This window comes from Bradyrhizobium sp. Y36, from assembly GCF_002531575.1.
Taxonomy (GTDB): domain Bacteria; phylum Pseudomonadota; class Alphaproteobacteria; order Rhizobiales; family Xanthobacteraceae; genus Bradyrhizobium.
This window is the reverse complement of the sequence record NZ_NWTI01000026.1, coordinates 71,339-83,776: the sequence shown is the minus strand read 5'-3', so window position 1 is coordinate 83,776 and position 12,438 is coordinate 71,339. Positions and strand designations below refer to the sequence as shown.

Genomic DNA, 12,438 nt, shown 5'->3' with positions numbered 1-12,438 from the left:
AGATCAATCATTTCGCATGCGAAGCTTCCTCCGATAGGATGACGCCCGGCACGGCCGATATGTTATCCTCCGCCGGAAGCAGTCACGGAGAAAAGCCATGCCAACCAGCGTCAAGCAAATGCTCGAAGCCGCCAACGCGGCCGTCCCCAAGATCACGTCGGAACAGGCCGCCGAGATGATCAAAAACGGCAACACGCTGGTCGTCGACGTGCGCGACGCCCCCGAGGTCGCGGCCAGCGGCAAGATCGAAGGCGCCGTGAACGTCTCGCGCGGGATGCTGGAGTTTCGTGCGGATCCTGAATTGCCGTCCCACGACAAGGCGTTCGACAAGAGCAAGAGCGTCATTCTCTATTGCGCGTCCGGCGGCCGCTCGGCGCTGGCCGGCAAGCTGCTGAAGGATCTGGGCTACGACAAGGTCTACAATCTCGGCGGCTTCAAGGACTGGACGGGGGCGGTCGAGAAATAGCGATCGCTGGCCAGCCGGCGCGCAACGATAGCTCGCCCCCGCTGCGCATCCTTCGAGACGCCCGCTTGCGCGGGCCCTCAGGCAGAGGACCTCATGTGCGGCACACATTTCGACGACGACGATGCCGCCGAGCCTGAGGAGACCGTCTCCGGGTCCGCGCAAAGCCCGGCCCGGTGACAGGCTCGGCGGTCGTCGCGAGGGACGAGGCGCTCGCTCGGAACGCGCAAGACGCCGTATGCGATTGCCTTGCTAATCCATCGCCGTCGTCTGCCGCCGGCGCAGCTCGGACGGGCTGTGGCCGAACTTCCTGCGGAACACCGTGCTGAAATGCGATGAGCTGCTGAAGCCCAGCCGATAGGCGATCTCGGTCACCGAGAGCGCGCGCAGCTCAGGGCGCATCAGCGCGTCGTAGCAACGCTGCAGGCGGCGGTTCAAAATCCACTCCGACACCGACATCTCGGTCGAACGAAACAGATAATGCAGATGCCGGAGCGAGACGCCGTTGCTCCGGGCAATCTTTTCCAGCGACAGGTCGGGCTCGGTGAGGTGCTCCTCGATCCAGGCCTTGACGGAGCGCAGCCGCGCCCTCCGCGCGGTGGCATCCTCCGAGAATTCGTCCTTGTCGCCCATGTCGAGCGCAAGCGCCAGAACGTCCATCAGCTCGTGACCGAGCCGGCCTCGCGCCGTCTCCTCCAGGCTTGATGCCTCCGAGGCGAGCAGCACGCAGAATTCGGCGGCGATCCGCCCCAGGCCCCGCCCGGTCGCGATCGTCGCCGCGAGCGGCATCTTGCCTTCGGCGAAGCGCGACGAAAATTCCTTGCGCGGAATCTCCAGATACAACGACCGGAATTGGTTCGAGCATTCGAGATCGTAAGCGTCGGAAGCCGAAAAGATCGCACCGATGCCCGGGCTGGTCACCAGGGTCTGGCCGGCCTGAAGCACGTCCATGCTGCCGGCTTGCAGAAACTGGACGTAGTAACAATCCTTGTCGAGCTTGGCGATGTGCCGCTCGCGCCGCGAGATGCGCTGCTCCGACAGGAAGACGTCGCTCATCGTGACGGGGCCAAATTGCGCCTCGCGGATAAAGCCCTGATAATCGGCCGGCCTCACCGCGTTCACGTCGACATGGACGTAGTGATCGCAGATCGCGTCCTGCCAGGCAGCAAAGCGCTTGGCTGGATCCAGCTCCTCGGTCGTGAACACCAGATCCATCGGCGGCCCGTTGCAGCGAGGTTTGTCTGTGCAGCGCACAAAAGCGTGCCGGTCGATCTTAGGTTCCTGTCAGCCTGGTGCAAGACTCTTTGCGCGCCAGCGCAAAAGGTTTGCGCGTTGACGCAAGTCAGCGTGAGCTCTCTCGCCTATCAAGCGCAAAACAAAACTTGGGACGGGGGGAGGCAAGCGCGCGCGGAGACGGCGATCCCGCACGCGCGATGCCGATCCCGGGGAAGGCAAGCGATGAAGCGCATTCGGGTCAGCCAGCAGGAGATCGTGTTTGCGGTCTTCGCGGCACTCTTCCTGACCTTCTCGATCTTCCTCAACGGCTTCCTCTCCGCCGACAACATGCTGACATTGCTGCAGAACGTGGCAGTGCTCGGCATCCTGGGCCTTGGCATGGCGATCGTCGTGATCGGCCGCGGCATCGACCTGTCGCTGATCGCGGCACTCGCGGTCCCCGGCGGCCTCGTGCTGCAGATGGTGCAGAACGGACATTCGCTGCCCGCCTCGCTGCTCGCGGCCGGCCTGCTGTCGATCGCGGTCGGCCTCGTCAACGGCTGGCTGATTGCCTATGCGGAAGTGCCGCCCTTGTTCGCGACGCTCGCGACCGGCCTGTTCGTCGCCGGTCTCGGCCAGGCCGCCCTGTTCCAGCTCGACGTCGTGCAATGGAGCGAGGGCTTGGCCGGGTTCGAGCGGCTCGGCCAGGGCAGCATCCTCGGCATCCCCACCTCGATCGTCATGTTCGCGATCGCCTGCGTCGTGGTCTTCATCCTGCTGCGCAAGACGCGCTGGGGCGCCTATATCTACGCGATCGGCGACAACCCGTTCGCCGCGCGCGTCACCGGCATCCCCACGCGGCCCATCATCGTGCTGCAATATGTCGTCGCCGCGCTGATCGGCTGCTTTGCCGGCCTCGTCATGGCCGCGTCCGTCAACTCCATGCCGACCCGCATCTTCAATTCGACGCTGATCTACGATGTCATCCTCGTCGTCGTGCTCGGCGGCATCGGCCTGTCGGGCGGACGCGGCGGTGTCGTCAACGTCATCATCGGCACGCTGCTGATCGGAACGATGCTGAACGGCATGACGATCCTGAACATCCCCTATGCCGGCCAGAACCTCATCAAGGGCCTCGTGCTCCTGGTCGCCGTCATCACCGACACGTTCCTCAATCCACGCAACGAAGAAACGGCCCAACAGGGCGACATCTGAACTGCCAGAAGAATACGCCTGTCCAACAAGGAGGAAGACAATGGCCTGCATGCATAAGTTCGCGCTTGGAAGTCTCGCCGCACTGGCGCTTTCAGCCGGCACCGTTCCGGCCCTCGCCCAGCAGGGGCTCGACGAGCCGTTCCAGAAGACGTTCCGGGAAGCGCTGGCCGGCAAGACGGTCGCCTATGTGCCGGTCGCGATGAATTTCGACCTCACCGAAGGCTGGTATGCGGGCCTCAAGAAGGAGCTCGAGCCGTTCGGCGTCAAGTTCGTCATTCGCGATCCCAACTGGAATACGAATGCGGGCGCGCAGGCCGTCACCTCGCTGATTTCCGAGAAGCCGGCGGTGATGGTGATCCACAATCCGGACGTCCAGACCTACGCCAAACTGCTGCAGCGCGCCGAGAACGAAGGCATCTACGTCATCCAGATCAACATGGGATCGGCCTATCGCAGCTCGGCCTTCGTCGGCGCCAACTGGATCGAGATCGGCGAGCGCCAGACCGAAGGCGTGGTGAAGGCCTGCCAGGGCAAGTCGAACAAGATCGCCATCATCCAGGGCGCGCTCTCCGCGGCGGCCAGCGCCTACACGCTCAAGGGCGTCGAGAACATCCTCGCCAAGCATCCCGAGATCAAGGTCGTCTCCAGCCAGGCGGCCGATTGGGACGCCGCCAAGGCCAAGGCGATCACCCAGACCGTGCTGAAGCAGAACCCCGATCTCTGCGGCATCGTCGGCTTCTGGGACGGCATGGACATCGGCACTGCCGCCGCGATCAAGGAAGCCGGCCTGACCGGCAAGGTGTTCCTGGCGACGTCGGGCGGCGGCGAGCGCAAGGGCGCATGCGAGCTCGTCAAGAACGGCTCGTTCGACCTCAACATGAGCTACGACGTGCCGACGCAGGCAGCCCAGATGGCCGGCACGATCAAATGGCTGCTGTCGTCGGGTGCCAAGCCGGGCTCGGTCAAGGGCTCGGAATACACCACGCTGATCCCGATCACCAAGGAGAACGCCGACACCCAGACGGCGTGCTGGAATCTCTCCGATCTCAAGAAGTGATCGCATAAGAAAGCTGCGCGTTCCGCCCCTTCGGATGCGGAACGCGCAACCTTGCACATAAATCAGCGGAAGGCAGATGCGCGAGACACTGACGAGGCTCCGATATCGCTACTGGCCGGACCATCTCCTCGGCGAGATCCTGTCCAAACGATGGACCGAAACCGCCATTCCGGTGATCCTGCTCCTGATCGTCGGCTTCGCGCTCAGCCGCTCGCTCGAGCACTTCCTCTCCCCCGCGAGCCTCGCCGACACCGCGCGGCAGGCCGGCGAGATCGGCTTCATCGGCCTCGGCATGGCGCTGGTCGTCATCGTCGGCGGCATCGACCTGTCGGTCGGATCGATCTTCGCGCTGACGGATTTCTGCGCGCTCTATCTGCTCGACGTGCTCAACTGGCCGGTCCCCGCCGTGGTGGTCGTCACCATGATCGTCGGCGGGCTGCTCGGCGCCGTAAACGGCGTGCTGATCGGCTATCTCAGGCTGCGCGCCTTCATCACCACGCTGATCACGCTGATCATCTACCGCTCGGCCTACGATCTCCTGATCCAGCGCTATTCCAACGCCATCGCGTCGGCCTTTCCCGATATCCCGTCATGGGATTTCATCGGCGGCGGAACCGTGCTCGGCATCCCCAGCGTCGCGCTGGTCTACATCGTGATCGCGATCTTCGGCCATATCTTCCTGACGCGATTGCGGCCCGGCTGGCACATCACCGCGATCGGCGGATCGCGGCGCTCGGCCTACAATTCCGGCATCCCCGTCCGCCGCACCATCGCGCTCTGCTACGTCGCAAGCGGCGTCCTGACCAGCATCGGCGCGCTGTTCTTCGCAGCCCGGCTCGGCACGGTCGGCGGCGATATCGGCGTCGGCCTGGAGGTGATCGTGCTGACGGCAACGGTGCTCGGCGGCATCACGCTCGGCGGCGGCAAGGGCTCGGTCGTCAAGTCCATGGTCGGCGTGCTCATCGTCCTCCTCGTCACCAACGGCCTGACCGCCATGAACGCGCGCGGCGGCGTCAACCGCATGGCGCTGGCGTCGATCCTGCTGGTGGCCGCGATGGTCGACATCCGCTGGCAGAAGAACCGCACCCGCATCATCAGCAAGGTCTATGTCGCCCCGACCTACCATGCGCTGCCGCCACCGCCGCCGACCGAGATCGGCGAGGGCGGGCCGTTCGAGCAGAACGACAGGCTGCGCGAGGTCTCGCTGATCGGGCTCGGCCGGATCGAGGCGCCCGAGGACGTCATCCTCGATCGCAACGACGTGCTCTACGCGGGATCGCGCCACGGCGACATCATCCGCTTCTTCCCGCCGGACTACGAGCGGATGGAGGTGTTTGCGCATATCGGCGGCCAGCCGCTCGGCATGGCGTTCGACAAGCAAGACAACCTCTATGTCTGCATCGGCGGCATGGGCCTGTATCGCATCAGGCCCGACGGCACCGTGGAGAAGGCCACCGACGAGACCAACCGCAGCCTCTACTCCGTGAACGACGACAGCCGTCTGCGGCTTGCCGACGACCTGGACATCACCGACGACGGGTTGATCTTCTTCTCCGAGGCCACCGTTCGCTACGAAATGGACGAATGGCCGGTCGACGGGCTCGAGGCGCGCGGCAACGGCCGCATCATCTGCTACGACACCAAGACGGGCACGACCCACACCGCGCTGCGCGGCCTCAAATTCCCGAATGGCGTCGCGGTGGCCAGTGACGGGCAATCGATCCTGTTCGCGGAGACCTTCGGCTGCTCGATCAAGCGCTACTGGTTCGCAGGCCCGAGGAAGGGCGACGTCGAGATCGTCATGGACAACCTGCCGGGCTACCCCGACAACATCAACCTCGCCTCGGACGGCAATTACTGGCTGGCGCTGGTCGGCATGCGCAGCCCCTCGCTCGATCTCGCATGGAAGATGCCGGGCTTCCGCCGGCGCATGGCCAAGCGCGTGCCGGTCGACGAATGGCTGTTTCCGAACATCAACACCGGCTGCGTCGTCAAGTTCAACGAGCAGGGCAAGATCCTGGAATCGTTCTGGGACCTCAAGGGCCTCAATCATCCCATGATCACCTCGATGCGTGAGCATCGCGGCTATCTCTATCTCGGCGGCATCGCCAACAACCGGATCGGCCGCTTCAAGCTCGACAATGCCGATCCCAACTTCGTGCAATACGACAAGCGCTGGGGGAAGTCGTCGTGATCGCCGCCATCAGCGAATTCGCCAACCACTTCCTCGGCCGTGGCGAGGCGGCCATCACCGTCCCGTCGTTCGACGGGGCGTTGAAGCCCAATCAGGCACTCGAGCAGGCGGATATCCTGCTCGCGTGCGAAGCCCCGGAGGACCTCGCCACGGACGGCACCTCACTGCTGCTTGCCGATGGCAAGCGGCTGGCGCGGCTGAGCGGACATTCGGCAACGACGGTGCGCACGTTCGAGCGGCCGATCTCCGCGCTGGCGTCCTTGCCGGGTGGAGGTCTGGCCGTCGCGCTTGGCGGCACGGAAGTCCGGCTCTACGACAGCGCTACGGCTGAAACGCCGGCGGCCACGTTTTCGCAAGGCCTGCACGCCGTCAACGCGCTCGCTCCCGGGCCTGACGGCACGCTGATCGCAACCGACGGATCGTCGTTGCGCGGCGTCGGCGACTGGGCGCGCGATCTGATGGAGCTCGGCAAGACCGGCCGGGTGCTGCGGCTCGATCCGAAGACCCGTGCGGTGACACAGCTTGCCGGTGGCCTGGGCTACGCTTTCGGCGCGATCGCGGGCAACGGCGGCGTGCTCGTCAGCGAAAGCTGGCGGCATCGCCTGGTCTCGATCGCACCGGACGGAGTTCGCAAGGATGTGTTGCGGCACCTGCCGGTCTACCCGTCCCGGCTGTCGCCGGCGCGCGGCGGCGGCTTCTGGCTCACCGCCTTCACGGCACGCACCCAGCTCGTCGAGTTCGTGCTGCGCGAGCCGGCCTATCGCCGCCGCATGATCGCGGAGATCGACCCGGAGTTCTGGGTCGCACCGCGGCTGCGGTCCGGCCATTCCTTCAAGGAGCCGCTGCAGGGCGCGCACATCAAGACCATGGGCGTGATGAAGCCGTGGGCGCCGCCGCGGTCGTATGGTCTCGTCATCCGGCTTGGGCCCGACGGCCTGCCGCGCTACTCGCTCCATAGCCGGGCCGACGGCGTCAACCACGGCATCGTCGCCGCCGTCGAATTCGGAGGCGACCTCGTCATGATCGCAAAGGGACCCGGCCGCGTCATCAAGCTGCCGCTAGCCTCCCTCGGCGAGGAGGCCCGCGCATGAACGACCTCGTCCTGTCGCTGTCGAAGGCGACCAAGCTTTACGCCGGCGTGCCCGCCATCGACGGCGTCGATTTCGATCTCAGGCGCGGCGAGATCCACGCCCTCGTGGGCGAGAACGGCGCGGGAAAATCCACCCTGACCAAGGTCATGGCCGGCGTCGTGACGCTGACGTCGGGCGGCATGATGGTCGACGGCGTCGAGGTCACCCCGAAGACCCCGCTGGAGTCGCGCAACCTCGGCATCGCCATGGTGTTCCAGGAGAACAGCCTGGTGCCGACCATGACGGTGGCGCAGAACCTGTTTCTCGGACAGGAGAAATTCTACAACCGCCTGCGCGGCATCTACATCGCGGCCCAGCAATTCCTGCAATCGCTCAATTTCGACGTGACGCCGACGGCGACGGTCGGCGGCCTGGGGGCGGCCAAGAAGCAGATGGTCGAGATCGCCCGCGCCGTGCTGCACAAGGCGAAGGTGATCATCTTCGACGAGCCGACCGCGACGCTGACGCCGGAAGAGAAGAAATACTTCTTCGACCTGGTCAAGGACCTGAAGAAGCGCGGCGTCTCCATCATCTTCATCTCCCATGCCCTCGAAGAGGCGCTGTTGCTCGCCGACCGCATCACGGTGCTGCGCGACGGCAAGCACGTCGTGACCGACGACGCCGCCCGCTTCGACCGCGCGCGCATCGTCCAGGCGATGGTGGGACGCGATCTCTCCAACACGCTCTATGGCGCGCGCAAGGCGACGGTCCGTCCCTCGGGCAGGCGGGTGCTGACGGTGCAGAACCTGAAGATGGCGCCGATGGTGAAGAACAACTCGCTGTCGGTGTTCGCGGGCCAGATCACCGGCGTGTTCGGCCTGGTCGGCGCCGGGCGCACCGAGACGTTCAAGATCGTCGCCGGCGTCATGAAGCGCGACTTCTTCCATGGCGGCGAGGTGATCCTCGACGACAAGCCGGTCCGCTACCGCGTCCCCGCGCCGGCCGTGCAGGCCGGCATCGCCTACGTGACCGAGGACCGCAAGGTCGAAGGATTTTTCGAGACGGCGTCCATAGCGCGCAACATCTACCTCGGCCTGCTCGCCAAGTTTCCGAAGGGACGTGCCTGGCTGTCGCGGCGTGAAAGCACGTCGACCGGAAAGTCCTGGATCGAGCGCCTCAAGGTGCGCGCCATCGGCGACGAGGCCAAGGTCGTCGAATTGTCCGGCGGCAACCAGCAGAAGGTCGTGATCGCCAAATCGCTGATCCAGGATCCGGAGTTGATCATCTTCGACGAGCCGACGCGGGGCGTCGATGTCGGCGCCATCGTCGAGATTCACGAGTTGATCAATTCGCTGGCCGACAAAGGCAAGGCCGTGGTCGTGATCTCTTCCTACCTGCCCGAGATCATGGCACTGTCGGACCGCATCCTGGTCTGCAGGCAAGGCAAGGTGGTCGAGGAGTTCTCCGCGCTGGAGGCGACGGAGGAAGCCATCATGTACGCGGCGATCCACTGACGGCTCCCCGCCGAGACTTCGCAGCACGATCGAGTCGGACAGATCATGCGGAACGCGGCCTGGAGGCGGGCCGCCCATCTCGCTCGCTCAGCAGCTTGCCGGTGATGATGTTGACGAAGTGCAGCGACATGCAAGCCGGACACCTCACGGGCACATAGCTGTCCGCCGGCTCGGAACTCTCGGGCCGCTCGTCATCGATCCGATGCTGGACGTTCGTGCCGGTGCGCGGGCACCTGAAGAGAATCTGGCGCGGCATGTTCCCTTCATGCTCCCGAACCGCTGCCGTCGAAATTGCGGACGATCCCTTACGGACCTTTCCTAGGTTTGCGATGGGTCAAGGCGAACCGCCTTCTCGCGCCTATGCTCTCCTCGGGATCGGGCGCGCTGTCCGATACCGGACGAAGCGGAGCCCGGACTCCTAGGCACTCCGGGCGCCGCTTCGGAACACAGGGCTCGGCGACCGCGCGTCGCTGGCAACAGGCCACCATCTGGACCGCCCCGATCGGGAGAGCAGCCATGATGTCCGCCAATTTCGACGATCTCTCTGCAGCCGTGCGCTACGCGCTCGAGACGACCCGTGCGACCACCGTCTGCCCTTTCCACGACGAGGTGATGATCCGCGTGGGCGACGATGCCGCCGAAAGCCATGCCTACGAACGCGCCAAGCGCATCCTGAAGAGCGATGGAACGGCCCACCAGCCCGATGCGGTCAGGCAGGAGATCGGTCGCCAACTCGCAATCGCCGCGGACGGCCGATGCCCCAAATGCGACCGGACCGGTGCGGCCGGCTAGGCGCTGGGCGCCCGCCTTCGCCGCTCAGGACGCCGCACGCCTGGACGTGCTCTTGCTTGAGCTGGAGGGCACGAGGCTCCGCGGCCGCCCGACCAGATATCCCTGCATCTCGTCGCAGCCCTCCTGCACCAGCAGCGACATCTGGGCATCGGTCTCGATACCTTCCGCCAGGACCGGCACTCCGAGACCATGAGCTAGGCCGATCACGGCCCGCACGATGGCGAGCGATCGCTCGCTCTGGCCGAGCGAGGCGACGAAGGATTGATCGATCTTAATCCGGTCCAGTGGAAACGCCTCGAGATATGACAGCGACGAGTATCCCGTTCCGAAATCGTCGAGTGCGATCAGGATGCCGAGCGCCTTGAGCGACTGCATCGTTCTCTTGGCGCGCGGCATATCCTCGATCAGGACACCCTCGGTGATCTCGAGCTCGAGACGTGCGGCCGCAAGCCCGCTGTCGCGCAGCGCCCGACGGACCTGCCGGTCGAGATTTTCCCGGCGGAACTGCGCCGCCGAGACGTTGACGGCCACCCGCAGCGGCTGATCCCAAGATGCCGCTTCCCTGCACGCCTCCATCAGCACCCAATCGTCGATCTGCGCGATGGAGCCGCTCTGCTCCGCGATCGGAATGAACTCGCCCGGAGGGATGATGCCGCGCACCGGATGCCGCCAGCGCACGAGCGCCTCGTAGGCCATCAGCGTGCCGTCGCGATGCTGCTGCGGCTGATACTCCAGATAAAGCTCGCCCCGCTCGACGGCCGTCCGCAAATCGTGCTCCAGCGCGCGGCGGTCCCGCAGCTGCTGGTCCATCGCGCTGGTGAACAGGCGGACGGCTCCCCTGCCCTCGTGCTTGGCACGATACAGCGCGGCGTCCGCATTCGCCAGCAGGGACACGGCATTGTCGGCGTCTCGCGGATAGAGCGCGACGCCGACGCAGAGATCGATCTTGAGCACGTGGCCATCGACCTCGATGGGCTGCTCGAAGAGAGTCCGTATCCTCGTGGCGAGCAGCTCTGCGGTTGCCGGGAGCGGCGACTGATCGGTGATGCCGATGAATTCATCGCCGCCGACGCGGGCCACGTAGGATCCTTGCGCGGCTTGCTGCAGCCGGCGCGAGGCCTCGCGCAGCACCGCGTCGCCGACGGCATGACCGAAGCGGTCGTTGATCTCCTTGAAATGGTCGAGATCGATGCAGAGCACGGCAAAGGCGCTATCGGTGATCTCCGCTCGCTCGATCGCGGCGCCGAGGTACTCGTCCAGGGCGGCCCTGTTGGGCAACTCCGTGAGCGCGTCGTGACACGCGAGATAGCTGACCTTCTGCTGCGCCCGATTCCGTTCCGTCACATCGAAGGCGACGCAGACATAAGCGGACTGCACCTCATGGAGGAGCGGCCGGGATTCGATCACGACCTCGATCGCCTCACCGTCGGCGGTCCTGTGCAATTCGCAGTCGCGTTCGGCCTCCGCTTGCGGTTCGCCATAGGCGAGCTGATGCTCGGACATGGCGAGAAGATCCTGGCGCGAATAGCCATAGTGCCGGCACATCGCACCGTTCACGGCGATGAGCTGACGCGTCTTCGCATCGACCACCCACATCGGAAGCGGGTTCTCTTCGAAGAGCAGGCGGAAAGAAGCTTCGGCTTCCGCAAGCGCCGTCTCGGTGCGATGCCGTTCCGTGATGTCCTCGTGGGTCGCGACCCAGCCCTTCCCCTCCATCGGGCGATGCCGGATCCGCACGATCCGCCCGTTGGTCAATTCCACGGTCGTATCCGAGTTGTCGCCGTTCACCGCAGCGCTGTTGCGCCAGACCAGGTAATCCTGCTTGGACATCTTTGGAGCGCTGCCGGCCGAATAGCGGAGCTCGACAATGTCGTTCAGCTCCATGCCGGGCCGGACCAGTTTCGGGTCCAGATCGTAGATCTCGAGATACTGCCTGTTGCAGACGATCAGGCGCTGGTCGGCATCGAAGAAGCAGAGTCCCTGGGACATGTTGTTGAGCGCCCTGTCGAAGCGCTCGGCGAACGCGGTCGCGGTCTGCTCCGCGGCTCGCGCGCGATCGCCCTCCTCGGACAGTCGTGCGTGGGTCTCGACCAGCTTCACGAAAGAACGGAAATTGGTGTTGATCATCCGGGCGAGTAAGGCCAGCAGCGCCAGCAGATTGATCCCGACCGAGATCATCATCCCGTCGCCGGAGAGCAGCAGCAGCGTCGCGATCGGGGCGCCGGCAATCAACATCGTCAGCCGGGACGCCGGCGGGAAGCTGCCAAGACAATAAGCGGTCCCGACGCATCCCATGAAGAGAAGCAGGGCGATCGGAGCGCGCAGGCCGGGATCGACGGCCATGAACAACGCCAGAATCCAGATCACGAAGCTGGAGCAGATCACCACCGTGGCGAGACGAGCCCCGGCAAGCGCTCGGTAGGCCTCCTCTGCGGTGAAGTCGGCCTTCTTCAGCCGGAGCCACTGTGCCAGCCGAAACATGCAAATGGCGAGGAGAGTGGCCGGCAGGGCAAATCTCAGCCACGGCGACACCGTGTCAGGGAGCACCAGGCCCACGCTGATGCTGTCGACCAGAAGAACGGCGTAGAGAACCGGCACCTGCTCGCGCAGCACCCGGAATTGCTCGACGAGCAGCGAGCGCCCGAGCGGATCGGTCGTATCGCCGACCACGAATGCGTCACGAACCCGCGCGAAGAAGCCCATCGAGATTGTCCCAGTCACACGGAAGGCTAGGACAGAGACGCGAAGGACCCGTAAAAGCGCTTGGTATCTTCGACCTTAACGGGATCGTTGCGGCCTCAAAGAAGCCAATCCCGTCAATGAGTTCCGGGCGCGCTGGAGGAACTCGCCGGTTCCAGGCGGTTAAAGCGGCCTGTGGTCCCGGCAAGCGGGGCCCGTGCCCAGGAGAACGCTTCTTC

General features: G+C 65.0%; 10 protein-coding genes. 7 read left to right on the top strand and 3 right to left on the bottom strand.

All coding sequences use genetic code 11. The features are described 5' to 3' along the window. The first annotated feature begins 97 nt into the window (after positions 1-97). Positions 98-466, top strand: a complete 369-nt coding sequence (locus tag CO669_RS31160; RefSeq protein ID WP_097665837.1) for a rhodanese-like domain-containing protein — start codon at positions 98-100, stop codon at positions 464-466. A 249-nt stretch (positions 467-715) separates the two neighbouring features. On the opposite strand, the gene CO669_RS31155 is transcribed toward CO669_RS31160, so the two are convergent. Beyond that, complete coding sequence (locus tag CO669_RS31155) at positions 716-1,678, bottom strand: helix-turn-helix domain-containing protein (protein WP_097665835.1); 963 nt, start codon at positions 1,676-1,678, stop codon at positions 716-718. Between the two features lie 243 nt (positions 1,679-1,921). Between CO669_RS31155 and CO669_RS31150 the strand changes: the two genes are divergently transcribed. The 5 genes from CO669_RS31150 (at position 1,922) to CO669_RS31130 (ending at position 8,728) form a co-directional block, all read left to right on the top strand. Next, positions 1,922-2,893 (top strand): ABC transporter permease, encoded by a 972-nt coding sequence (locus tag CO669_RS31150; RefSeq protein ID WP_097665833.1) that lies wholly within the window; start codon positions 1,922-1,924, stop codon positions 2,891-2,893. Between the two features lie 40 nt (positions 2,894-2,933). After that, a complete protein-coding gene (locus tag CO669_RS31145; protein WP_097665831.1) occupies positions 2,934-3,950 on the top strand; it encodes a sugar ABC transporter substrate-binding protein in 1,017 nt (338 codons plus the stop codon). 76 nt (positions 3,951-4,026) lie between these two features. Further along, the gene (locus CO669_RS31140; RefSeq protein WP_097665829.1) at positions 4,027-6,144 is read left to right on the top strand and encodes an ABC transporter permease; all 2,118 of its coding nucleotides are present in this window, start codon (positions 4,027-4,029) and stop codon (positions 6,142-6,144) included. Next, the gene (locus CO669_RS31135) at positions 6,141-7,235 is read left to right on the top strand and encodes a hypothetical protein (RefSeq protein WP_097665827.1); all 1,095 of its coding nucleotides are present in this window, start codon (positions 6,141-6,143) and stop codon (positions 7,233-7,235) included. Before CO669_RS31140 ends, CO669_RS31135 begins: the two co-directional genes overlap by 4 nt. Beyond that, positions 7,232-8,728 (top strand): sugar ABC transporter ATP-binding protein, encoded by a 1,497-nt coding sequence (locus CO669_RS31130; RefSeq protein WP_097665825.1) that lies wholly within the window; start codon positions 7,232-7,234, stop codon positions 8,726-8,728. The genes CO669_RS31135 and CO669_RS31130 overlap by 4 nt, the downstream gene beginning before the upstream one ends. 43 nt (positions 8,729-8,771) lie before the next feature. Here the strand turns inward: CO669_RS31130 and CO669_RS31125 are convergent, their stop codons facing one another. Beyond that, positions 8,772-8,984: a hypothetical protein gene (locus CO669_RS31125; RefSeq protein WP_097665823.1), complete on the bottom strand. Its 213-nt coding sequence runs from the start codon at positions 8,982-8,984 to the stop codon at positions 8,772-8,774. A gap of 260 nt (positions 8,985-9,244) precedes the next feature. Here CO669_RS31125 and CO669_RS31120 point away from each other — a divergent pair, with 260 nt between their 5' ends. Further along, on the top strand, positions 9,245-9,520 hold the full coding sequence (locus CO669_RS31120; protein WP_097665821.1) for a hypothetical protein: 276 nt from the start codon (positions 9,245-9,247) through the stop codon (positions 9,518-9,520). 24 nt (positions 9,521-9,544) lie between these two features. Here the strand turns inward: CO669_RS31120 and CO669_RS31115 are convergent, their stop codons facing one another. Then, positions 9,545-12,223, bottom strand: coding sequence for an EAL domain-containing protein (locus CO669_RS31115; RefSeq protein WP_097665819.1), 2,679 nt, complete (start codon positions 12,221-12,223; stop codon positions 9,545-9,547). Positions 12,224-12,438 lie beyond the last annotated feature (215 nt).

What these genes read in the sequence shown, in the direction of transcription:
- CO669_RS31160 (WP_097665837.1), top strand. Translation starts at nt 98, where the DNA reads ATGCCAACCAGCGTCAAGCAAATGCTCGAAGCCGCCAACGCGGCCGTC.
- CO669_RS31125 (WP_097665823.1), bottom strand. Translation starts at nt 8,984, where the DNA reads ATGCCGCGCCAGATTCTCTTCAGGTGCCCGCGCACCGGCACGAACGTC.
- CO669_RS31140 (WP_097665829.1), top strand. Translation starts at nt 4,027, where the DNA reads ATGCGCGAGACACTGACGAGGCTCCGATATCGCTACTGGCCGGACCAT.
- CO669_RS31145 (WP_097665831.1), top strand. Translation starts at nt 2,934, where the DNA reads ATGGCCTGCATGCATAAGTTCGCGCTTGGAAGTCTCGCCGCACTGGCG.
- CO669_RS31155 (WP_097665835.1), bottom strand. Translation starts at nt 1,678, where the DNA reads ATGGATCTGGTGTTCACGACCGAGGAGCTGGATCCAGCCAAGCGCTTT.
- CO669_RS31115 (WP_097665819.1), bottom strand. Translation starts at nt 12,223, where the DNA reads ATGGGCTTCTTCGCGCGGGTTCGTGACGCATTCGTGGTCGGCGATACG.
- CO669_RS31120 (WP_097665821.1), top strand. Translation starts at nt 9,245, where the DNA reads ATGATGTCCGCCAATTTCGACGATCTCTCTGCAGCCGTGCGCTACGCG.
- CO669_RS31150 (WP_097665833.1), top strand. Translation starts at nt 1,922, where the DNA reads ATGAAGCGCATTCGGGTCAGCCAGCAGGAGATCGTGTTTGCGGTCTTC.
- CO669_RS31130 (WP_097665825.1), top strand. Translation starts at nt 7,232, where the DNA reads ATGAACGACCTCGTCCTGTCGCTGTCGAAGGCGACCAAGCTTTACGCC.